This window comes from Haloferula sp. BvORR071 (assembly GCF_000739615.1).
Classification (GTDB): domain Bacteria; phylum Verrucomicrobiota; class Verrucomicrobiia; order Verrucomicrobiales; family Akkermansiaceae; genus Haloferula.
In genome coordinates, this window is record NZ_BATP01000028.1 from 48235 (window position 1) to 70464 (window position 22230).

A 22230-nucleotide genomic window follows, 5' to 3' on the forward strand; every position below is an offset into this window, starting at 1 on the left:
CCCGCCGCGTGTCAATGCAGGTGATGAACGACATCACCTCACCACGCACCGCATCCGCCTGCCCCGATCGATCCACGAAGTTCTCTTGGATCCGATTCATCGTCCTCGCCCTCCTGCTGCTGTCGCGCGGTGCCTTCGCTGCGGAAGAGTGGACCGGCCTCCCCTTTGCCGAAGTGCGCGCCTACGCTTGGCCCGCCGACACGAACGGCCGCCAGGTAATCCTTCCCGGCATCAAACTCCGGGAGGATGTGCTCAATAAGGAAGGCGCGCTCCTGAACGACGACCAGATCAAGCGCCTGCAGGCGGCGGTGACCGGTAAACACACTCAGCACGCCCTGATGAGATGCTACTCTCCCCACAATGCCTTCGTGTTCTACGACAGCGCGAAAAAGCCTGTCGCCTTCGTCGAGATCTGCTTCGACTGCCTGGGCACGGCAACCCAACCGAAGTCGTCCGCGGAGTGGAAGGACTTTCCCGGGCTGGCCAAGATCTTCTTCGAACTGAAACTCCCGGTCGGCCATTGGCCCAGCCTTGAGAAGTTCAACCAGTTCTTTGAGTCGGCGAAGCGGGAAAAGGTGCCAAGCCCGCAGCACTGAGGCAGCCAGCCTTCCGCCCCAGGCGGAGATCCGCGCCAGAAACCAAATTCCGATTTCTACTGCATCGGATTCGCTGCTTCTGGTAGCCATCGCGCATGTCCGTTCTCGCTGACCTCTACGTCTCCACTCCCGACAAGGCCTTGGAGTACGATGAAACCCAACAAGCCCCGGAAAATGAACGGGCGGAAATGACCGGCTTCACCGCCATCGAGTTTTCCACCCTGTGGGCCATCATCGAAGGCAAGGACTGGGACGAGGCACACATGGACGCCTTCGAGACCGTCATGGAAAAAGACGGCGGCGACCGCATGATCAGCCTGCTCCCCACCAAGTTCGTCGAGCTTTCCGCCGCACTGGATGAAGCCGGCATCGCCGCCGCTGCGGAGGAATGGGCACAAACCGACGAACTCGAACATTGCGAGCCCGAGGATCTGCGTGAGACCATCGAGGAGCTCCGCCGCGTGGCCCGCGTGGCGAAGGAGAGCAAGCGCAGCCTCTACCTGTGGAATAGCGTGTGAAGAGAAGACTCCGCCGTGAAGCCCAAGGTTCTTCTCTATGAGCATGTCGGTCTCGCCTTGATCGTCGCCTTCCCCAGCGGCGTGACCTATTCGAACCAAGCGGGTGGGACGTCCTGCCTGCAGCCCGAGCTGGAGGGGATCCTGGTTCCTCTCCGGAATGATTGCCTGGTCGAGGGCGAACAATTGCTCTCACCGGCAATGTCCTTGGAGGATTACTTTACCGGAGAGAAGTGGGGAGGCACGGGAGCAACCCATGGGATCGACAACGAGGACGCCGATTTCATCGATACGCTCCTTCAAACCCATCGGCTTTCCCACTGCATTCAGGTGGATCGCCCCCGCCTCCACGAGTCCTGCGAAGCGTGGATTCATGTAGAGATAGTCGCTGACGAGAATCCGGAGATCCCCCTCTTTTCAGGCTTCGCTCCGTATCCGCGGCTTGGGGTGCTGACTTGGAGCAACTCGGATTGAGATAAAGGCATCTCCCGGAGGGAGAACTACCGGCACACCCGCCTGAGCCCTTGCCGGGGCTCGCTTCCCTCACCAAACGAACCGGTGGTTTCCGCGCCAACGCGCCCCAACCACGGGCCACTCGCCGTGATCCCTGCCGGGACAGGACCAAGGTCTCATCTCGCTCGCTTCACATTCCGCCCTTCCGCCTCCAAGGCCGCCTTCCCTTCCGCCGTGAACTTCCACCACGGCAAGCGCTCTTCCGTCTTAAGGAAGTGCTTCGCGGCGAGCAGCGTGTAGAACACGCAGGGATCGTGCCGCTGCCCCATCGTCGCCTCGAGCTGATGATAGACTTGGATCGGACGCTTGCGCTGCAGCTCGCGCCGCGAGTTGATTCCAATCGACCGCAAATCCGCAGCGATGCTCTTGCCGATATTCGGCAGCGATTCGAGATCCGAACTCATGATCCACCACCGTGGCTCACGCATTCATCTCCGCAAGCGGGATCACTCCCAATCCAAGACGACCTTGCCCGACTGACCGGACATCAAGGAAGTGGCAGATGCATCCACTTCAGTTTGGGGATGTCTTGAAAGTCCTTCGGGTTGGCAGTCAGGAGAGTGAAATCGCGTTGAACCGCTTGTGCGGCGAGCCACAGATCCTGAATACGGAAGTCAGCTCCCCGCCCGCTCCGGCGAAGCTCAGCGGCGAAGAACCCGAAAATCTCCGCCGTTTCACCGGTGATGCGAAGCAAGGGCTTCCGCCGCATCCGACGAAGAGTCCCCAGCGCCTTTTGCTTTGTCGCGGGTACAGTCATCAATTCGATGCCAAAGCGAATCTCCGCCAAGTTGACCGGAGAAAGATAGATCGGGCTTTGAGCGGTAATGGCGTGAATATCACCTGCCCCAATCCTGCCCTTTTCAATTGCAATCCAAAGACCGGTATCGATCAGGAATCCCATGGGTCCCGCAATTCGGTCAAAGTGCCAGCATTACCCTCACGGTCGAGACGCATGGCTTCCGCCAATGCATCGGCCGTTTCATCATCGAGCGTCCGGTAAAGATCACCTAGAACCTCCAAGGCATTTTGCTCCTCCGGCTCGGGAATGATGCGCGCGATCATCCGATGATTGCGGACAATCACTACCTCTTCATGACTCTCTTCCAAGTCGTCCAAGACTTGGCTGAAGTTTCGAGCCACCTCCGTTGCTGTGAGGCTTTTCACGTGGGTACCAAATCAGATGCCATCTGATTTGTCAAACCGGCTCAAGCCTCCCAATCCAAGACCACCTTGCCCGACTGACCGGACATCATCGTCTCGAAGCCCTTCTTGAACTCACTGACCGGGAAGCGGTGCGTGATTACTTGGGAAATATCCAGTCCCGCACGGATCATGCTGCTCATCTTGTACCAGGTCTCGAACATCTCCCGGCCATAAATGCCCTTCAGCACGAGGCCCTTGAAGATCACCTTGTCCCAGTCGATCGCGACCTTGTCGGGGAAGATCCCGAGCAGTGAGACCTTCGCGCCATTCGAGGTGTGATTGAGAATGTCATTCAGGCCGGAGGGATGGCCGGACATCTCCAACGCCACGTCGAAGCCTTCCTTCATGCCGAGGCTCTTCATCGCGTCGGCCAGGGATTCCTCCGCCACGTTCACCGTGCGGGTCGCACCGAGCTTCTTCGCCAACTCAAGGCGCCAGGGATTCACATCCGTGACCACCACGTGGCGGGCACCGGCGAAGCGGCAGACCGCCGCGGCCATGCAACCGATCGGGCCTGCGCCCGTGATCAGCACGTCTTCTGCGACGAGGTCGAAGGACAGCGCAGTGTGCACCGCATTACCCAGCGGGTCGAAGCAGGAGATCACTTCCTCGGGAATCGAGGGATCGACCTTGTAGACGTTGCGATAAGGAATCGAGAGATACTCGGCAAAGGCGCCGGGACGATTCACGCCCACGCCCAGGGTATTCGGGCAGAGGTGGCGGCGGCCCGCGAGGCAGTTGCGGCAGCGGCCACAAACGATGTGGCCCTCGCCGGAGACCAGCTCACCCGGCACGATGTCCGTGACGCCGGAGCCCACCGATTCCACCACGCCGCAGAACTCGTGGCCCACGTGCATTGGCACCGGGATCGTGCGTTGGGCCCAAGCATCCCACTTCCAGATGTGCACGTCCGTGCCGCAGATGGAGGTCTTCTTGATCTTGATCAGCACGTCCATCGGCCCGACCTCGGGCATGGGGACGTCCATCATCTCAAGTCCGGGACCGGCGGTCGCTTTGACGAGTGCTTTCATGGGAACGGGATGCGCCCCGATGGTCCATGCACTTCCCCGCGGGGCAAGGGAATGGTGCTTCCCCCGGAAAAAGTGACTAAGGCCGCCGGGCGTGATGTCGGAATCGGTCCAAAGGCTGCTCAAGGTAGCGCAGGCAGAGCCAGGCCGCCGCCCAAGAGCCAAGCGCGAAAACCAGAATCCGCAGCGCCGTCATCAGCGCCGGAGGGCCATCCGCCCACCACAGCCAAGGCAGCACCTTGCCCACCGCCAGCGGCACCGTGGTATGAAAGAGGTAGAGCCCGTAGCTGATCCGGCCGAGATGCTGCACCACCGGATTATCGAGGATCCGCGCCAAGGGGCCCGTGAAGCCGCGCAAGGTCGCGGAGATCAGCCCGGCAAATACCACCGAGAGAAAGGTCTGCTGAACGTGCCGCACTCCGGCGATCGGATGCCCGGACTCATCAAAGCAATACAGCACCAGATAGCAGGCAAAGGCCACCCAGGCCGCCTGCGCGAGGCGGCGATCGCCCTCCGGCATCCCCTTCTCCATCGCCAGCGCCAGCAGCGAGCCCATCCCCAGATAGTCGCCCGCGGAGGTCGAGAAGGCCCCCGGATGATACAATTGCGGGAAGAAGTTCAGCGCCGCCCAGCGGGTCAGCGGAGCCATCGCAACCACCGCCAGCATCGCTGGTCCCAGCAGCTTGCGCGGCAGATAGAAGATCACAAGCGGCCAGAGCAGGAAGAACTGGATCTGGATCGCCAAGGTCCAGTAGTGCGCCGTTCCGGACGGCCACGCCGGCGAGAAGGCGATGTGGAAATTCGCCAGCTGCGCGAGATAGACCCACAAGTGCGCACGCAAGTCCGGTGCCGCGCAGGCCCAGCCGAACAGCATCGCCACGTAGCAGGGCAGGAGCAGGCGGATCGCGCGGCGCTTCAGGAAGTGGCGCACCGCCATCCTCCGCCACGGCTTGTGCAGCTTCTCCCCTGCATCCCGGTCCCGCAGGAGCACCCGCGTGGTCAAGAAGCCGGTCAGGGTTAGGAAAAAATACAGGCCGATCTCAAAGGGAAGCGAACCCCGCCACTCGCGCGGCGCCCAGTGCAGCCAGATCACGCCCAGCACGGCAAAGGCGCGCCAGCCGTCGAGCTGGGTGTTTCGTGGAGCGGACAAGGAAGCGGAAGAAAATCACCAATCGCCGATCTTCCAACCCCAATCAAGGGGCCACCGGAAAGCCGATCGACTCACAAGCCCGAAGGATGGCGCATCACGTGGCCGATCCCGGAACGAGTCTCTGGCTTCCAACGCGGGCCGCTGCGGCCGCCAGGGCCACCGGTATCTAGACGCAGGCCAGCGACGGTCATGAAGACGTGGCCGCTACGGCAGTAGACCGTGATCCAGTCGCCTTCGCCCTTCTTGCCGTAGTTGAAGTAGCCGTTGCTGGGCATCGAGCCCTGCATCAGGCCAGCTTCCCGCAGAACGTAGGAGACTGTGCCGGAGCAATCGTAGCCGCTATCGAGCTCCTTGGCATGACCGCCGCCCCACTTGTAGGGCTTGTTTTGCAGGCGGTTACCGGCAGCAATTGCTCGCTTCACGGCGGTCGGTGCCTTCTTCGGCGCGTAGGCCACACCGTTCTTCAGCATGGCGGTCTTCCCGTCTTGGAAGCGGTAGGAAACCGCCTGTCGGGCTTTGACCTGGCCGCCGCAGGAACTCAGTCCGACGGCAACGACGAGCAAGGAAAGAAGCGCGGCGATTCGTTTCACGCCGCGAATCGTAAGGATTTCCTTAATTTTTACAAAAACTTTTTACCTTCTTCACAGAGGGAACTCCGCGGCCTCGTCGTAGAGCTCCAGCCAGAGCTCGCGGAGATTCCCGCGGTGGCGGCGCCAGCGCTCCGGAAGGTTGTCTGACCAAGGCCCTGAACGGGCTGAAAAGGCGCGGTTGAGGAGGATTTTCGCCAGCTCAAGGCCCGGCTCCAAGCGCAGCAGTTCCGGCCAAGGCCCACGGCGGTGACGGGCGGCCAGCACCCCGGCAGCGGGCCGCAGCAGCCGGTGGAGTTCCCGCTGCTGCCACCAGGAGAGATGGCAATCGCCATCGAGCAGCACGAGCTTGCCCACGCATTCCCCTAGCAGGTCCCGATCCGGGTCTTGGAGCTGGCAATGCTGCTCATTGAAGAACAGCCGGATGACTGGATCTCCTTTCGCCTCAGAACGTTGTGCCCATGCCGCGAGAAGAGAGGTCTTGCCCGCGCCATGCTGACCGGTCACCGCGGCCCGACGACCGAGACGCTCCCACTTTGCTTCCAGCTCTTCCCAAGAGCTGCCATTCAGCGCCGGATCGAAGCCGAGGACGCGAGCGAGCCGAGCAGGCGCAAAGGGATTGTCGCGCGCGGTCATCGCTGCGAGCGCGGCTTGAACTTCTGCCAGAAGCCGGACTCCGACTCTGGCTTGTCGACTTTTCCCAGCACCAGTGGTTTGCCGCCGGGTGCCATCGTGAACTCCGCGAGCGCCAAGCCGCCGGCCTTCTTGTCGACGAGTTCGAGCGCCCAGCAGATGCTCACGAGTTGACCGTCCACGCTCCATGGACTGGCGGGGAGGGTGAAGGAAAACTCGCTGCTGCCCTGCAAAGCGGTACCGAGCCCGCGGCTGCCGACGGTCTCCGCTTCCTCCGTGCCGCGACCGCGGGTGTGCCAGAAGAGCCGGAGCTCAAGGTCCTGCGGTGGCTTGTCGAGCTGCCAGCTCACCTGCCCCTTGATGGTCTCGCCCGGGCGGAATTCGGTGCCGGCAAGGATGATGTTGTTCATAGCGGCGGAGTGGTAATCACGATCTTGCGGTTGTTGCGGATGTTCGGCATGTGCTCGACGTCCGCCTGCAGGCAGAGGTTCCACTGAAAGCTGTTGTTCCTGCCCTCGAAGCTGGGCACGGCGTCCTGCGGGATGCGGAGATCCACGCTGCCTTGGTTCGCGGCGAGCGAGACGCTGGTGTCGAAGAGAACTTCCTCGTGGAAGACCGACTTGGCAGTGGAGGTGCTCGAGCCCTGCGAGTAGGTCGCCTGCTCGCGGCCCACCAGATAGAGGCGGAACTTCTTCACCGTGCCGCGACCGCCACTGCGGCGCCAGCGCACGCGGGTGGAGCCGCCTGGAACGAGCTCGGCTTGCTCGATCTGGATCTCGTAGGCGGGACCGAAGAGGCCGATGAACTGCTTGATCCCCGCGCCGACGATGACCAACCCGATCACCACGAAGGGCGTCAGGAAGAGCGAGAGGAAGACCGCCATGCCCCAGGATCCTTCCCGGTAAAGCTTCACATCCTGATAGATGAAGATGCTGACGATGCCGTTCCAGAACACGGCGGCGAAGAGAGTCGCGAACAAGGAACAGCCGGGCTTCACGCGGGTGCTTTCCCATGCGCCGGAGGCCAAGGCCGGGCCTTCGTCGAGATTTACGGATCGCGGCCGGCGGCGGGAAGAAGACCAGGTCAAGGGCCTCTTCTTCCCGGCCGCGGGCCAGGACTTCGGCTGCTTGTTCTTACTCAGGATGCCCCAGATGCCACCTACACCGATGGCGATGAAGGGTAGCGGGAAGAGTACGAAGAGCGCCCACCAGCCGACACTGCGGTTCACCACCGCGTGCCAAGGTTTGTCGGGGTCCACGTAGACCTGCAGCTTGCTGCCGGGTGGGTGAGCACGGATCACCTCCTGCTTGCCGTCACGACCGGAGGAACTGCCCCCCATCAGGCTGTAGCGGTTCGCGCGGTACTCGCGGCCGCCGAATTCGTAGCGGTAGAAGAGATCGACGGAGTAAGTGGTGCCGCCCTTGCTGCCGCTATGGCTGGCGACGCGGCCGTCGAGGACCTCGGCGGTGGTCTCTTTCCAGCCGCGCATGTCGAACCACTCGACTGCCTTGGGAACGATCAGCCCGAAGAGGATGCCGAAGCCCCCCAAGCCGAAGAGGCCGCAGAAGCTGATACCCAAGAGGGTGGCAAAGATGCCGCTATCCGCTGAGCCGGGGCTGGAGCGGGCGGAAGGTCCACGGCTGCTGAGCATGAGGAAGATCCCGATGAGAACGAAGAAGCCGCCGAAGACCGCGAAGATGATGCCGCCGACGATCTCGCCGCCCTTGGTCTTGAAGAGGCAGGACTCGGCGGGGTTCGCGGGATTGACCCGGCAGGTTGTCGTGGCTCCTTCGGCAGAGGCGCGCTGGCCCTCCGGGCCCATCATGAAGGGCTCACGCAGTTCCACGAGGTCCTCATAAGAGTCGCGCTTGTTCTCGACGCTCTTCCAAAGGCGGGCGCCGGTATGGCTCTGGCCGGCGTATTCATACTGATAGGCGAGATCCGCGCGGAAGCCGTCACCGTCTTCGGCCCTCAGGATCTCGAACTTGGTGATGGTGCAGGGAGCTTCCTCCCAACGCATCGCAGCAATGCCGCCCCAAGCCATCCACAACCCCATCGCGACGAAGATCGAGCTGAAGGAGGTCCAGATGATCCCGAAGAAGATGTTGCCGCAGCCCTTGGACTTTTCGCCGATGGCGGTTCCCATGCGCGCGGCTTCTAGCAGATTGCGCTTCGGGCGACGCGTGGAAAATCAGGGGCGCTTTCCCTTGGGCCGGAGCCGTCGTTCGCGGGCCTCGGCAACTTCCTGCGCGGTCTTGAGGGATCGCTCGCGCTGTTTGCGGCGCTTCTTGAAGATGGCCCAGAGAGGATAGGCGCCGACGGCGATGACTCCCAATGACAGGACCACGCCGCCCGCGCTCCAGTGAAACACACCGGGGACCATCATTCCCCCGAGCGCGAACAAACCGGCCGTAAAGAAGCCGAGAAAGAAGACAATCGCCGCGGCACTGGTGGGCAGGCCTCTGTTAGGATGGGCTAGCCACTTTCTCCTGGGTTCGCGTTCGAAGGCGAGGGCCAAGCCGAAGGCGGTGGAGAGGGAGCCCATCACCGCAAAGACGAGGCCGACGTAGGTTTGCTTGGGATCCGGGAAGCCGGTCCAGATGATCCATGCACCGAGCCCGACAGCGAACAGGCTGCAGGCGGTCCAGAGGAGTCCCGCTACCCGGGTCAGCGGGGCTACCTCGCGGTAACGCATGAGATGAAGGTCATAACGAAATTGGGAGGAGTTTATCCGTGGAAATCAACCCGCGTTTCTTTTTTCCAGACTCTCACCACTTGCCCCGCGATCGCTCGCGGAGCGATCTCGGGCGTCTTTCCCGGCGCGGGGGCAGAGGAGACTTTGTGAGGCGGCTGCGTTGTCTTCCGCTCCACAGGAAAACTCCGACCGGCAATGCAATGAAAGGAATCAGCGCCAGGACGGTCCACCCGATGGCCGGTCCATCGCGCCGGATCACCGATCGCCAGGGTTTCTCCGGATCAAAGAAGACCCATAGCTTGGATCCTTCCGGATGACTCGTTGCGATTCCGGTGGCCTTTTCCCCGGCAAAATCGGAGGGCTTCAGCGAGTAGCGGTTTGAAAGGTACTCCCGGCCCTCCACTTGGTACCGATAGAAGATATCAGGCACCCTCTTGGAGCGTTTTCCCACCTCGACCCTATCCGTGCGGCTCCAGACCACCTGGGCCTGCGTCTCGTTCCATTCCTTCATCCGGAAAGTCTCGATGACTTGGGCGAGAAAGAGGCCAGCGATCGCCAGGCTCGCCAGGGTGAAGAGCAGCACGACTGCTTTGACCAGAATAGCAATCGCCTTTCCGGCATCTCCAGGGTCTCTCCGGAAGCTGGCGAGCATCACGCAGGTTCCGAAGACACCGAAGAAGCCGAGGACGGTGCCCGCGACCACGACTCCCGCGAGGACGTCGGGCAATGACCTTTTCAAGGAAGCCCGCGCGGGATCGAAGCGACTCACAAAGCAACGGGCTTCCGTACCGGATAAGTTGGCGATGTTGCCGCGGGTAGCCGGTTGGACCAGAACTTCGCGGATTTCCGCCAGTGTTCCGTAGTCGCGGTTGCCATCCCGGCCCGGGAGGAGCTTGGTACCGGTGTGGCGGACACCGTCGACCTCATAGTGGAAGATCAGGTCCGCCCTAAACGCGGGATTCGAGGCTCGATCCGCCACGATCTCGAAGCGCTCGATCGTGCAGGGAGTGCTTTTCCAGAACTGAGCGGCGATGGAGGACCGTGAGCCATGCAGCCATACGGCCGTGATCCCGGAAAGGATCACGAAATAGAAGACGAGGAAGATGCGCAGTTCCCTGCGCTTCTTGCTGTCATCCTCGGTCGTGTGGCTCACCGGGCGGATCTAGCAGATTCCGTTGGTTCGCGCTGTGGTAATTTCAGCGCTCCTTTTCCAACCATTCGATTACCTTGACGAGGGCGCGGCCGCGGTGGCTGAGGGAGTTTTCAGGACTGCCCCCTCTCAGTGCCCCCTGTCACCAGCAATACGGTTGCGAGCACAGCGAGGCAGATGATCACGCCCGGCAAGCCGATGAAGATCACCTTGAAGGAGACATCCGTGCCCTCGCCCACGAGGGTGCCCGCAAGCTTGATAGCCCCGAACGCAGCGATCCCGGCCAATACCCAAATCGAAATGCGAATGAAGAGCGAGGTGACCCAAGCCCTCGCTATCCCCCAAAATCCTGCGGTGGCCACCATTCCAAACCCATACATCAGAAGCGCCGAGACTCCCCGCTCGATGCGAAACGATCGATTGGCTTGGTAAGTTTCAGACCCAACAAGGTCTAACTCCGACAACGCATGCTTCAGTGAAAACACGGCGGCTCCGACCCATGGGAGAGCGAGCAGCAACAGGGCAAGTGAGACCACCAAAGCCCATCCGGCGATCCATCGATGAAGCTTCATTCCCAACTAAGGCTTCTCGGGCGTAGGCTTCTTGAGCGTTTCGACGAATGACCCTTTGTCCTTCACTTCCACGACAAGCTCCTGACTCGAGGTGGTTCCTACCCATGCTGCCGGAGCCTTGGAATGATACTCGGCAATCACTTTGAATTTCCCCAAACGATTCTCGTAGTAGAGCTTGTCCATTGCGGCAACCAGCTCGGCACTTTTTTCGTCAAACTTGTTCAGGAGTTGCTCGCTCTCCTCACCTGGAATCGCGGCCTGCTGCGCTCGCACTTCAGCGACCCATGCTTGGATCTTGGCGAGCCGGACTTCCGACGGCTGGAGGATCTCCATCGAGTAGTTCACGATCTTTTTGCCGTCTTTCCCCCCACTCCCGTAATAGTTAACTTTTACTGGAACCGGAGCCCCGGAGGCGACGTCGGTAACCTTGATCGTGATGTATTCATTGGGGTTCTGCCCTTGAGCCGGGTTCACCGGCAATACACCCGACTCAGAAACGTCCTCCTCCTCTATTTTCCTGTCCAAGGTGAACTCCACATCAATCCGCTTGATATTGCTCAATGGAATGACGCCGGCGGGCACGGACTCTTCTGCGAGCGGGTTCAGAATCGCAAGAGTGAGGACAGGAGCCTCCTCGGCCTTGGCGCAGGCCATGCACCCCATCGAAGCACTTAGAAGAAAGCGGAGGATCGTTTTCATGAGAATCAAGGAACAAGGAAGGGAGCAGGACCAAGTAGAGGCGGATCGTAAGGAGTCAAACTGATACCAGTCCTTGGGATTCTCCGTTTGAGGCCTCGGCTCGTCATGAGGAGGCTCCCACCATTCGTGGTCAACTCTCGCATTTCAACATCGTCAGTGGGGGTTGATGTGAAGATGCGAGATCTGACCGCTATTGATGTGGTGGTGGAAGTGGTTTTCGAGGCTGCAAGGCGAAGGTGATTGCGGGCCGCTGGGGTGGGCTTGGGGGAGATCGGGGATGGGGTGGAGATCGTTAGGTGCTCCACGGCAGCAAGCTGCCTGCCGAAGGCGGTGGCAAGCCTCCGCAGTCCAAGGTCGAAGGCGGCGGAGCCGCGAGGGAGTGGTGGAATGGCTGCGCTATTCCAGGCTGGGGAGTCCGCCATGGAGGAGGGGAATGGCGTTTTGGGGGAGGAATGCGCCCAGCCGGAACGGCGCAGCCGTTCCGCTACGCGCTAAGGGCCGTGGGAGATCAGTCGCGGGCCTCGAGCCATGCGATGACCTTGGCGAGGGCCCGGCCGCGGTGGCTGAGGGCGTTCTTCACCTCCGGGCCCAATTCGGCGAAGCTCTGGGTGTGGCCTTCGGGGGCAAAAAGCGGGTCGTAGCCGAAGCCGCCGGCACCGTAGGGGGCTTCGAGGATGCGGCCTTCGACGGTGCCGCTGAAGTAGGCGAGGACCTGGCCGCCCTGGGCGAGGACCATGGTGCAGCGGAAGCGCGCGGCGCGGTCGGTCTTGCCGGCCATTTCGGCCATCAGGCGGGCGTTGTTTTTCGGGTGGTTGCCCTCCTCGCCGCCGTAGCTACTGGACCAGACGCCGGGAGCACCGCCGAGGGCATCGACCTCCAAACCGGAGTCATCGGAGAGTATCAATCCTGTCACCTCGCGGCTGATGCCGGCGGCTTTCAGGGTGGCATTTTCGAGGAAGGTGGTGCCGGTCTCATCGATCGCGGGGAGGGCTGGAAAATCATTCACGTCCAGCACCTTGTAGCGATCGCCGATCATTTCCCGGATTTCCTGGGTCTTATGGGCATTGCGGGTGGCGACGATCAGGACGGGAAGTTCCGGCGGCATGCCTGCGGGGTAGCGGAGCGGCGCTGCCGGGCCAAGAATTTTGAAATATTCCGGTTCTGTGCTACGCCTATAGCCACGTAATGAAAGCCATAACCCATCTTGCCTTTTTCGCCGCCACCTCCGCTCTGGTGAGCTCAGCCTTCGCCGCGACTCCGGAGGGCTGGACGACCGATCTGGAGAAGGCTCTGGAGCAGGCGAAGAAGGAGAAGAAGGCGGTGCTGGTGGAATTCACCGGCTCCGACTGGTGCGCACCCTGCATCGCGGTGAAGAAGGCGGTGCTGTCCAAGAAGGAGTTCTCCGACAAGGCGGCCGAGAAGTTCGTATTGGTGGAACTGGATTTCCCGAAGAAGGACGAGGAGCTGGCGAAGAAGAACGAGCCGCTGCGGGACAAGTACAACGTGGAGGGCTTCCCGACGATCCTGCTGCTGACCGCAGAGGGGAAGCAGTTCTCCACCTTCAATCCGGCCCAGTTCATGAAGGTGGATGAGATGCTCAAGCACCTGGACGGCGAGCTGGAGAAGAAGGAGCTCGATTGAGCCGAGCCATTTGAATTTCTACGCGGGCGCTATTCGTTCATGGCAGCCCGGGCCCCGTCCGGATCCTGTGCCGGGCGGGGCTTTTTGTTGGAATGACATTCGCGGTGAAAACCCTCCTTTTCATGGAATGCGGAGGGCTCCCGGCGCGTCCTAGTTGGCATGAAGACGTTTTTCCGTCCGCTTGCCGTGCTTGTTGCTTCCGCCTCGATGGCCATGGCCGCCAGTGAGGGATGGGTGACCGATTGGGAGGCTGCGAAGGCGAAGGCCAAAGCGGAGAAGAAGCCGATCCTGATCAACCTGACGGGCTCGGATTGGTGCGGGTGGTGCATCAAGCTGCACCAAGAGGTCTTCGATCAAAAGGCCTTCAAGGATTACGCGGCAGCGAACCTGATCCTGATGGAGGCGGACTTTCCGAAAAAGACCAAGCTGCCCGAGGCGCTGGCGAAGCAGAACAAAACGCTGGAGAAGGAGTACCTGAACGGAGGGTATCCGACGGTGCTGCTACTGGATGCGGAGGGCAAGAAGCTGTCCAAGGACCTGGGCTACCAAAAAGGCGGGCCGGAAGCCTACATCGCGACGATCAAGGAGGAGCTGGCGAAGAAGCCCGCGGCTGAGCCGGCGAAGGTGCCGTCCACCTGATCCGCGGCTCAGAATTTGTCCGCGAAGGGACTTGGATCGGAGCTGAGGGAGGTCAGCACCGATAGCATTTTGAGGCAGGCGTTGCCGACTTCCTTGCCCTTCATCACGAGGTGATCGCGGAAAAAGTGGAGGCGTTCGGGGCTTTCGTTGAAGTGGTGCGGGGTGAGCACGCAGGAGAAGACGGGCACGGAGGTATCGAGCTGCACGCGCATCATGCCGGAGATCACGGCATCGGCGACGAATTCGTGGCGGTAGATGCCGCCGTCGACAATCAGGCCAAAGGCGATGATGGCATCGTATTTGCCGGTGCGGGCGAGGGCTTGGGCGAAGAGTGGGATTTCTAGAGCGCCGGGGACGGTGAAGTCCGTGGTGGTGTGGCCGTGGAGCGCCTCCTTGCAGGAGCCGCTGGCTCCGGCGAGCAGGTCGGCATGCCAGGTGGCGGAGATCAGGGCGATGTTCATGGGGGAAGCGAAGGATCTGAGGGATTGGGTGTCAATGATTGTGCGGCAGGCTGGGGGGTGCCCTACCGGAGGGGTTTTCCTTTTCAAATCTAGGGAGTTCGGCCAAGTTCCGCCCCCCGCCGGTGGCGGGAGAATCCTGTATTGAGCCATGTCTGAGCGCCGCAAGCCATTCCCCTTCGACGAATTCGAGCCCGCCTGGCAGGCGCGCTGGGATGCGGAGAAGACCTTCCGCACGCCGAATCCGGGTGATGCGGACTTCGATGCCACGAAGCCGAAGTTCTACGTGCTCGACATGTTCCCCTACCCTTCCGGTTCGGGCCTGCACGTGGGGCACCCGGAAGGCTACACCGCGACCGACATCATCGGCCGGGCGAAGCGCCGCCAAGGTTTCAATGTGCTACACCCGATGGGCTGGGACTCCTTCGGCCTGCCGGCGGAGCAGTATGCGATCAAGACCGGGCAGCACCCGGCGATCACGACGACGGCGAACATCGCGACCTTCAAGCGACAGTTGAAGTCGCTGGGCTTCGGCTACGATTGGGACCGCGAGATCGCGACGACCGATCCGGGCTACGTGCGCTGGACGCAGTGGATCTTCCTGCAACTGTATTCCTCGTATTTCGATGAAGAGGCCAACAAGGCGAAACCGGTGGCGGAGCTGGAAGCCAAGGGCTGGACGCGCGAGCAGATCGATGCGGTGCGCTTGGCCTTCGTGCATGAGGCGCCAGTGAACTGGTCGCCAGACCTGGGCACCGTGCTGGCGAACGAAGAGGTCGAGGAGTGGCGCAGCAAGGGCCACACCGTGGAGCGCCGCCCGCTGCGCCAGTGGATGCTGCGGATCACGAAGTATGCCCAGCGCCTGATCGATGAGCTGGAGCCGCTGGATTGGCCGGAAGGGGTCAAGCTGCTGCAGCGGAACTGGATCGGGCGCAGCGAGGGTGCGGAAGTCGATTTTAAGCTGGATGGCCACACGGTCACGGTTTTCACCACGCGGCCTGACACCTTGTTCGGGGCCACCTACATGGTGCTGGCGCCGGAGCACCCCTATGTCGCGGAGATCACGGCGGCGGAGCAGAAGGACGCGGTGGACTCCTATGTGAAGGCCTGCGCCTCGAAGTCCGATCTGGAGCGCGGCGACCTGAGCAAGGACAAGACCGGCGTTTTCACCGGCGCGCATGCAACCAATCCGGTGAACGGCGAGTCGATCCCGGTGTGGATCGCCGACTATGTGATGATGGGCTACGGCACGGGCGCGATCATGGCAGTGCCGGCGCATGATGAGCGCGACTTTGAGTTCGCGAAGAAGTTCGCGCTGCCAATCGTGCAGGTGGTGCAGCCTGCGGGCGACGAGAACTGGCAAGGTTACACGGATCCGGGCACTGCGGTGAACTCCGGCTTCCTGGACGGCCTGCCGACCGCCGAGGCGAAGAAGAAGATCATCGGCTGGCTGGAAGAGAAGGCCTTGGGCAAGCGCCGTATCCAGTACAAGCTGCGTGACTGGCTGTTCTCCCGCCAGCGCTACTGGGGCGAGCCCTTCCCGCTGACCTGGAAGGACGGCAATCATTACGCGTTGCCGGATGCCGAGCTGCCTTTGCTGGCGCCACCGCTGGAAGACTACAAGCCGAGCGGTTCGCCCGAGCCGCTGCTGACGAAGGCGCGCGAGTGGGTGGAGCTGCCGGACGGCTCGATCCGCGAGACCAACACGATGCCGCAGTGGGCGGGATCTTGCTGGTACTACCTGCGCTACTGCGATCCCAGCAACAGCGAACGCTTCATCTCCAAAGAGGTGGAAAGCTACTGGGCCGGACGCGGGGAGAAACCAGGGATGGTGGACCTTTACGTGGGTGGCTCCGAACACGCGGTGCTGCACCTGCTGTATTCCCGCTTCTGGCACAAGGTGCTGAACGACCTGGGCCATGTCTCGGGCAATGAGCCTTTCAACCGTTACTTCAGCCCGGGGCTGATCCTGGGCGAGGACAACCAGAAGATGTCGAAGTCGCGCGGCAACGTGGTGAATCCGGATGACGTGGTAGAGCTCTATGGTGCCGACGCGCTGCGCCTGTACGAGATGTTCATGGGGCCACTGGAGCAGGTGAAGCCTTGGCAGATGAAGGGCGTGGAGGGCGTTTCGCGCTTCCTGGCCCGCGTCTGGCGCGTCGCCTATGAAGAGAACCAGGCCGGCGAGTGGCAACGCTCCGCGAAGATCCAAGATGTGCCCTGCACGGACAAGGCGATGCTGAAGGTGGTGCACGAAACGGTGAAGAAGGTCACCGAGGACATCGCCAAGCTGTCCTTCAACACCGCGATCTCACAGATGATGATTTGCACCAATGCCTTCACTCAGGCGGAGGTGGTGCCGCTGAATGAATTCCGTCTGCTGTTGCAGGTGCTGAACCCCTTTGCGCCGCACTTGAGCGAGGAAATCCACGCGCGTTTGGGCGGCACGACGATGCTGGCGAACGAGCCATGGCCGGAGCATGATGAAGCCGCACTGGCGACCGACGAGGTTGAGTTGGTGGTGCAGGTGAACGGCAAGCTGCGCGACAAGATCACCGTGGCCAAAGACGCCGATCAGGCGGCCGTGGAAGCCACTGCTCTCGCCGCCGCGAAGGTGAAGGAGCAGATCGAGGGCAAGACGGTGCGTAAGGTGATCGTGGTGCCGGGACGCCTGGTGAACATCGTGGCGAACTGACGTAGGCAAACATGGAAGAGGCTCTCGCCGCCATCTGCGCGCGGCCCGCTCTCTATGAGTGGATCGTGATCGGAGGGTGGCGCAGTCGCTTCGACCAGCTTACCAAGCTCCGGGCCAAGGACTACGCGAACAAGAGCAGCATCCGCGATGTCGAGATGATCGACATCGATGGCATGGGCGAACTGATCGTCACGGCATCGGTGCAAGGCACGCGCCGGAAGCCCTACGATACGACACTGACCTTTGCCGAAAGCCGCGGACTTTGGTCCGTGGAGAGCCACTGTACCTGCCCGGTAGAGATCTCCTGCAAGCACGGAGCCGCGCTGCTGACGCTGCTGCGAGAGGAAGTGGTCCAGCCGTCTTCGCTGCCGGCGCTCGCCCCGGCAAAGACGCTGGATAGCCCGCTGGCCTCGTGGCTGCGGGAACTCGAGAATGCCTCGCGGGTGGAGCAGAGCGAGCAGCAGGCCGGGAAGGCATCGTCGGAGTCGCGCTTCCTTGCTTACTGCATCGAGCCGACCCAAGACGGTCCCCGCTTGACCCTGCGTGTCGGGAACCGTCTCAAGGATGGCACGGTCCGGATCCTCGGCGGAGAGGCAGCGGCCGACCCCTCGAAGCCGGCGCGCTACATGACGCGGGAGGATTTGCTGCTGGTCACGCTCTACCGGCAGCAGCAGCGCAAGTATCCGACGTGGGGCGAGGTCGTGTTAGAGGGACCTGGCTGGGATGAGCTGCTGGAGGGATGTCTTGCGACCGGACGAACTTACTTCGGGGCCGCGAGCATCGATCAGCGCGGTTCCACGGCCTACTTTCCCGTGAGTGCCGGTGCTCCACTGGAAGTAAGCGCGGAGTGGGAATCGCAGCCGGATGGCAGCGCCCGGCCGGTGCTGCGTGGCGTGAATGAGGATCTGGTCTTCATGGCCACTGTGCCGCCGCGCTATCTGGATCTGGAGCGTAGCGAAATCGGAATCCTCGAGAGCTCCATGCCAGGGCCGGTCCTGGCAGCGTGGCTGCGCGGGCCGGTGGTGCCGGCGGAACGGGTGCCGGATGTGATCGGGCACCTGCGCACAGTGAAATCGGTCGCGCTGCCAATGCCTGTGGCGCTGGAGACCGTGACTCGGCCCGCCACGCCACCACGGCCCCACCTGCGGGTGCACAAGCATGTCTTCAACGACTACTGGCAGCGCATGGAAGTGGTGCTGGGCGAGCTGACCTTCACCTATGGTGATAGCCCGCGCCTCCATCCGCTAAGCCACAGCGAGCCGCGCCAGCATGTCGGGGTGCGCAATGGCCAGCGGATCGTATGGCCGCGGGATTTTCATGCCGAGCGCTCGGCAGAGGGGCGCCTGGCCTCGGTGGGATTGGCGGCGGCGCTGCGATCGATCCCCCAGAATTTACTCGATGGGAAGACGCGTCACTCACTGGTGGCGGCGCGCCCCTATCCCACGCACGAGGCGGCATGGATCGAGATACTGCAACATCCGTACTTGGATGAGCTGCGGCAGGAGGGCTGGGTCATCGAGGTCGACCCGGCAGCCGGACTGACATCGCGGGAAGTGGCGGACTTTGTGCCGGAGATCGAGACCGATGCCGATCATGGCATCAACTGGTTCCGCTTTGATGTTTCCTACGAGCTGGATGGCAAGCGCTTCAGCCTGATTCCGGTGATCGCGGAGATCATCGCCAAGGGTCTTCCGCCCGAGGGCCCGGCATCGGGATTTGTCATGATCCGCTGCGAGAATCCCGCGGAGGGCTTCGTCCGCTTTCCGGCAAAGCCGCTGATGGAAATGGTCACGCAGGTCCGCCATCTCTTCCGCGAACGGAGCGGCGATGGACCGCTGCGGGTAGATCGCCTGGAGGCGGCCGGAGTGGCGGACGCATTGGATGTAGATTCCTCGGACACGGGGCGACGGCTGTCGCGACTGGGGAAGAATCTGCGCGAGATCAAGGAGCTGCCGGCACTGGAGATTCCGGCGGCGGTGCAGGCGACGCTACGGCCTTATCAGGAGGAGGGTTTCCGCTGGCTGCAGTTCCTGACGGAGCAGGGATTGAATGGCATTCTCGCCGATGACATGGGTCTGGGCAAGACGCTGCAGACGCTCGCCCATCTGGCCGAGGAGCACGGCAAGCAGCCCGGCAAGCCCTCGCTGGTGGTCGCACCGACCTCGGTGGTGCCGAACTGGGCAGCCGAGGCGGCGAAGTTCGTACCATCGCTGCCGGTGCTGGCGCTGCAAGGGCCAGAACGGAAGGAGCTCTTCGACCGCATCCCGGAAGCTGCGGTGGTCTTCACTTCTTATTCGCTGTTAGGCCGCGACTTCGAAATGCTCTCGCAGCATGACTGGCATCTGGTGGTGCTCGACGAAGCACAGCACATCAAGAATCCGAAGGCCACAGTAGCGATCAGTGCCTGCAAGCTGAGGGCTGCGCACCGGCTCTGCCTCTCCGGCACTCCGATGGAGAATCACCTGGGCGAGCTGTGGAGCCTGATGCGCTTCCTGATGCCCGGATTCCTGCCGGATGAGAAAAGCTTCAACACGCGAATCCGGAGACCGATCGAGCGGGAGCGTTCCAAGGATGCGCAAGAAGCGCTGAACCGCCGTGTCTCGCCGCTGATCCTTCGCCGCACGAAGGACGAGGTGGCCAAGGACTTGCCGGAGAAGACCGAGATCATTCACGGCATCGATCTCAATAAGAAGCAGACGGACCTTTACGAATCGGTGCGCGCCTCAATGGACAAGCGGGTGCGCGAAGCGATTGCCAGCAAGGGCCTGGGGAAATCGCACATCATCGTGCTGGATGCGCTGCTGAAGCTGCGGCAGATCTGCTGTCATCCGCAGCTCCTGGACACGCCTGCGGCCAAGAAGGTGGAGGATTCGGCGAAGCTGGACTATCTCACGGAGGAGCTGCTGCCCACTTTGTTAGAAGAGGGGCGGCGGATTCTGCTCTTCTCGCAATTCACCTCCATGCTGGCTTTGATCGAAGAGCATTTGATCAAAGAGAAGATTCCTCATCTCAAGCTGACCGGACAGACCAAGGACCGGGCGAAGCTGGTGAAGGAATTCCAGAGCGGCGAGGTGCCGGTATTCCTGATTTCGCTGAAGGCTGGCGGTACGGGGCTCAACCTCACGGCGGCGGACACGGTGATCCACTACGATCCCTGGTGGAATCCGGCGGCGGAGAACCAGGCGACGGACCGTGCGCACCGGATCGGCCAGACCAAGCCGGTCTTCGTGCATAAGCTGGTCTGCCGCGGGACGATCGAGGAGCGGATCCTGGAGCTGCAGAAGCACAAAGCGGCGCTGGTGGAGGCGCTGCTGTCGGAGGATACCTCGAAGCTGAAGATCGATGCGGAGACGCTGTCGCAGTTGCTGGCGCCGCTGGTTTGAGATCGTGAAGCTCAGGGGCCCATGATTGCGCTGTGCCATTCCTCGTCCACCGGGGAATCGTCATCAAGATCATCGAGCTCATCGATCACCTTCACATCACCGCAGAGGTCTTCCATCAGGGTCACCACCTCCGTCATCGTGCCGAACACGAACTCCTCCCGGCGCTGCTGCACCGGCATGCGGAGGAACCAATGCAGCGCAATCCACTCTCCGGAGCGGCCGAGGAGGTAATCCGCGGCCTTCATGCTCAGGTCACCTGGGGCGTGGCCGGTCTGGAGGAGGATATAGGGGCCGTGCTGGTCCCGTGGATTGATCTCTTCGGCGACCCGCAGCTTCATGAGACTGATCAGGCGGGTCGCCTCCAGATTGTTGGTCAAGGCGTGTGAGAGGGACATGGCTGGTAAAGGGCTGGTCTATGGAAATAAGCTTATCTTTGCGGAAATCAAGTTGCGTCTTTCATGCCGGGACAGCTACCCGCTGCCGCCGCGGCGGCTTGCCCCGTCTGCCGGGGTGGCGCAGGATCTGGCATGCTTCTTCGCGTCGCGACTCTCCTACTTTCAGCAACTGCCGGCGTGCTGGCGGCGGCTCCCGCGCTGCCTTTCAAAGAGGATTTCACCGCCTTTCCTTCGTCCACTTGGAAAATTCATGGCGGTGAATGGTCGGCAAAGGGTGGAGAACTTCATGTCAGTGGCGGCATGGGACCGAAGGCTGAAATCGCGGAGCTTCAGGCGGGAGATTTCCAGCTGGACGTGGAGCTTCAGGCCGAGTCGGAGGGAGCCCAGGCCGGAGTGATCTTCCGCGGAGATGAGGTGGCCGAGGGCGTCGATGCCTTTCGTGGTTACTACGTGGGGCTGAAGGCGGGCGGCAACATCGCGGCGTGGGGGGCGACGGACCCGAAGTGGCGCGGGATCGCGGTGCGGCCTTTCGAGGTGAAGCCGAAGCAGTGGTATCACCTGCAGGTGCAGGCAGCGGGGAACAACGTGAAGGTCTTCCTGGATGATGAGGCGATCACAGAGAGCACTTGGCCGGTATTTGATGGGATCGACGCGGCTTTCGCGAAGGGTGGCTTCGCGCTGCGGGCGCTGGATGGCGCGGCCTCGTTCCGGAATCTGCAGATCACGGCGTATCGTGCGGCAACCTTGTCCCGCAGCTACACGAACCCGGTCCAAGGCGGTTGCGCGGATCCGGTGGTGTTTCACAAGGGCGGGAAATACTACGCTTATACGACTTACAGCCCGGACTTCCCGCGGATGACGCGGGGGATCCGCCTCTACACCTCGGACAACCTGGTGAACTGGACGGATGAGGGCTTCGTGCTGAAGAACGAGGACAGCTGGGGCAATTGGGGCTTCTGGGCACCAGACATCGTGGAGAAGGATGGCATCTTCTATCTTTACTACGCGGCGGACGAGCGGATGTGCGTAGCCACCGCGATATCACCGATGGGGCCTTTCAAGCAGGAAAAGGAAGCACCGATCACGCCCGAAAGCATCCGGATCGACGGGCATGTTTTCACCGATGAGGATGGCCAGCGCTATTTCTACTACGTGACCTTCGGTGACGGAAACGAGATCTGGGGCGGCAAGCTGAATGCCGACATGGTCAGCGTGGATCAATCTTCCCTGAAGCAGATGGTGAAGCCGGACCAGGCGTGGGAGCGGCACCAGGCCAAGGTCACGGAGGGGCCCGCGATGCTGAAGCACAAGGGGATCTACTACCTGACCTACTCGGGCAGCCATTTCGAGAGCCCGGAGGATGCGATGGGCTATGCTACTTCCGATAGCCCGCTGGGGCCGTGGAAGAAGTACGAATTCAATCCGGTGATGAAGTCGACAGAGTATGCCCACGGCACGGCGCACCACTGCTTTACCGAATCGCCGGACGGCAAGGAGATCTTCATCGTCTACCACCGCCATCACACCCTGAAGGAGACCGAGCCGCGCGCACTTTCCATCGATCGCGTGCGCTTCGTGCCGGATCCGAAGGGTGGTCCGGATATCCTGGAGATCCACGGCCCGACCTCCTCCCCGCAGGCGCTGCCTTCGGGCGCGCGATGACTTGCGCGAGAGCGGG

Annotated in this window: 24 protein-coding genes; 8 read left to right on the forward strand and 16 right to left on the reverse strand. The window is 61.9% G+C overall.

Features of this window, described 5'->3' with window-relative positions; translation table 11 throughout:
- Nucleotides 1-23: 23 nt before the first annotated feature.
- The 3 genes from BV071_RS15670 (at nt 24) to BV071_RS15680 (ending at nt 1585) form a co-directional block, all read left to right on the forward strand.
- Nucleotides 24-596, forward strand: a complete 573-nt coding sequence (locus tag BV071_RS15670) for a hypothetical protein (protein ID WP_265594494.1) — start codon at nt 24-26, stop codon at nt 594-596.
- 95 nt (nt 597-691) lie between these two features.
- Nucleotides 692-1114, forward strand: a complete 423-nt coding sequence (locus tag BV071_RS15675) for a hypothetical protein (protein ID WP_035609005.1) — start codon at nt 692-694, stop codon at nt 1112-1114.
- A gap of 15 nt (nt 1115-1129) precedes the next feature.
- On the forward strand, nt 1130-1585 hold the full coding sequence (locus BV071_RS15680) for a DUF6210 family protein (RefSeq protein WP_035609007.1): 456 nt from the start codon (nt 1130-1132) through the stop codon (nt 1583-1585).
- 155 nt (nt 1586-1740) lie between these two features.
- Here the strand turns inward: BV071_RS15680 and BV071_RS15685 are convergent, their stop codons facing one another.
- From BV071_RS15685 to rdgB, 14 genes are all read right to left on the reverse strand, one after another.
- The gene (locus BV071_RS15685) at nt 1741-2028 is read right to left on the reverse strand and encodes a helix-hairpin-helix domain-containing protein (protein WP_265594495.1); all 288 of its coding nucleotides are present in this window, start codon (nt 2026-2028) and stop codon (nt 1741-1743) included.
- Nucleotides 2029-2111: 83 nt separating this feature from the next.
- Complete coding sequence (locus BV071_RS33065) at nt 2112-2525, reverse strand: PIN domain-containing protein (protein WP_052573407.1); 414 nt, start codon at nt 2523-2525, stop codon at nt 2112-2114.
- Complete coding sequence (locus BV071_RS15695) at nt 2513-2788, reverse strand: type II toxin-antitoxin system Phd/YefM family antitoxin (RefSeq protein WP_035609013.1); 276 nt, start codon at nt 2786-2788, stop codon at nt 2513-2515. Before BV071_RS15695 ends, BV071_RS33065 begins: the two co-directional genes overlap by 13 nt.
- A 41-nt stretch (nt 2789-2829) precedes the next feature.
- Complete coding sequence (gene tdh / locus BV071_RS15700; RefSeq protein ID WP_035609015.1) at nt 2830-3858, reverse strand: L-threonine 3-dehydrogenase; 1029 nt, start codon at nt 3856-3858, stop codon at nt 2830-2832.
- Between the two features lie 76 nt (nt 3859-3934).
- On the reverse strand, nt 3935-5005 hold the full coding sequence (locus tag BV071_RS15705) for an acyltransferase (RefSeq protein WP_035609016.1): 1071 nt from the start codon (nt 5003-5005) through the stop codon (nt 3935-3937).
- Nucleotides 5006-5076: 71 nt separating this feature from the next.
- Entirely contained in the window at nt 5077-5595 is a 519-nt protein-coding gene (locus tag BV071_RS15710; protein ID WP_035609018.1) for an NlpC/P60 family protein, read from the reverse strand.
- A gap of 51 nt (nt 5596-5646) precedes the next feature.
- Nucleotides 5647-6228 (reverse strand): hypothetical protein, encoded by a 582-nt coding sequence (locus BV071_RS15715; protein WP_035609021.1) that lies wholly within the window; start codon nt 6226-6228, stop codon nt 5647-5649.
- Nucleotides 6225-6635 carry a hypothetical protein gene (locus BV071_RS15720; protein ID WP_035609023.1) on the reverse strand — a complete coding sequence of 137 codons (411 nt, stop codon included), beginning with the start codon at nt 6633-6635 and terminating at the stop codon, nt 6225-6227. The genes BV071_RS15715 and BV071_RS15720 overlap by 4 nt, the downstream gene beginning before the upstream one ends.
- Nucleotides 6632-8371, reverse strand: coding sequence for a DUF3592 domain-containing protein (locus BV071_RS15725; RefSeq protein WP_035609026.1), 1740 nt, complete (start codon nt 8369-8371; stop codon nt 6632-6634). Before BV071_RS15725 ends, BV071_RS15720 begins: the two co-directional genes overlap by 4 nt.
- 45 nt (nt 8372-8416) lie before the next feature.
- Complete coding sequence (locus BV071_RS15730) at nt 8417-8920, reverse strand: hypothetical protein (RefSeq protein ID WP_035609029.1); 504 nt, start codon at nt 8918-8920, stop codon at nt 8417-8419.
- Between the two features lie 73 nt (nt 8921-8993).
- The gene (locus BV071_RS15735) at nt 8994-10073 is read right to left on the reverse strand and encodes a DUF3592 domain-containing protein (protein ID WP_035609031.1); all 1080 of its coding nucleotides are present in this window, start codon (nt 10071-10073) and stop codon (nt 8994-8996) included.
- Nucleotides 10074-10183: 110 nt separating this feature from the next.
- Nucleotides 10184-10642, reverse strand: a complete 459-nt coding sequence (locus tag BV071_RS15740; protein ID WP_035609034.1) for a hypothetical protein — start codon at nt 10640-10642, stop codon at nt 10184-10186.
- Between the two features lie 6 nt (nt 10643-10648).
- A complete protein-coding gene (locus BV071_RS15745) occupies nt 10649-11341 on the reverse strand; it encodes a hypothetical protein (RefSeq protein ID WP_035609035.1) in 693 nt (230 codons plus the stop codon).
- 508 nt (nt 11342-11849) lie between these two features.
- A complete protein-coding gene (rdgB, locus tag BV071_RS15755) occupies nt 11850-12446 on the reverse strand; it encodes an RdgB/HAM1 family non-canonical purine NTP pyrophosphatase (protein ID WP_035609042.1) in 597 nt (198 codons plus the stop codon).
- 80 nt (nt 12447-12526) lie between these two features.
- On the opposite strand from rdgB, the gene BV071_RS33070 reads away from it, so the two are divergent.
- Nucleotides 12527-12982: a thioredoxin family protein gene (locus BV071_RS33070; protein WP_052573409.1), complete on the forward strand. Its 456-nt coding sequence runs from the start codon at nt 12527-12529 to the stop codon at nt 12980-12982.
- A 159-nt stretch (nt 12983-13141) separates the two neighbouring features.
- Nucleotides 13142-13621: a thioredoxin family protein gene (locus tag BV071_RS15765; protein ID WP_035609044.1), complete on the forward strand. Its 480-nt coding sequence runs from the start codon at nt 13142-13144 to the stop codon at nt 13619-13621.
- 8 nt (nt 13622-13629) lie between these two features.
- Here BV071_RS15765 and BV071_RS15770 read toward each other — a convergent pair whose 3' ends face one another.
- The gene (locus BV071_RS15770) at nt 13630-14121 is read right to left on the reverse strand and encodes a 6,7-dimethyl-8-ribityllumazine synthase (protein ID WP_075090931.1); all 492 of its coding nucleotides are present in this window, start codon (nt 14119-14121) and stop codon (nt 13630-13632) included.
- Nucleotides 14122-14230: 109 nt separating this feature from the next.
- On the opposite strand from BV071_RS15770, the gene leuS reads away from it, so the two are divergent.
- Both leuS and BV071_RS15780 read left to right on the forward strand, forming a co-directional pair.
- A complete protein-coding gene (gene leuS, locus BV071_RS15775) occupies nt 14231-16774 on the forward strand; it encodes a leucine--tRNA ligase (protein WP_035609049.1) in 2544 nt (847 codons plus the stop codon).
- Between the two features lie 11 nt (nt 16775-16785).
- A complete protein-coding gene (locus tag BV071_RS15780; RefSeq protein ID WP_052573410.1) occupies nt 16786-20157 on the forward strand; it encodes a DEAD/DEAH box helicase in 3372 nt (1123 codons plus the stop codon).
- 11 nt (nt 20158-20168) lie between these two features.
- On the opposite strand, the gene BV071_RS15785 is transcribed toward BV071_RS15780, so the two are convergent.
- Complete coding sequence (locus tag BV071_RS15785; RefSeq protein WP_035609050.1) at nt 20169-20552, reverse strand: hypothetical protein; 384 nt, start codon at nt 20550-20552, stop codon at nt 20169-20171.
- 132 nt (nt 20553-20684) lie between these two features.
- Between BV071_RS15785 and BV071_RS33075 the strand changes: the two genes are divergently transcribed.
- Nucleotides 20685-22214: a family 43 glycosylhydrolase gene (locus tag BV071_RS33075; protein WP_052573411.1), complete on the forward strand. Its 1530-nt coding sequence runs from the start codon at nt 20685-20687 to the stop codon at nt 22212-22214.
- Nucleotides 22215-22230 lie beyond the last annotated feature (16 nt).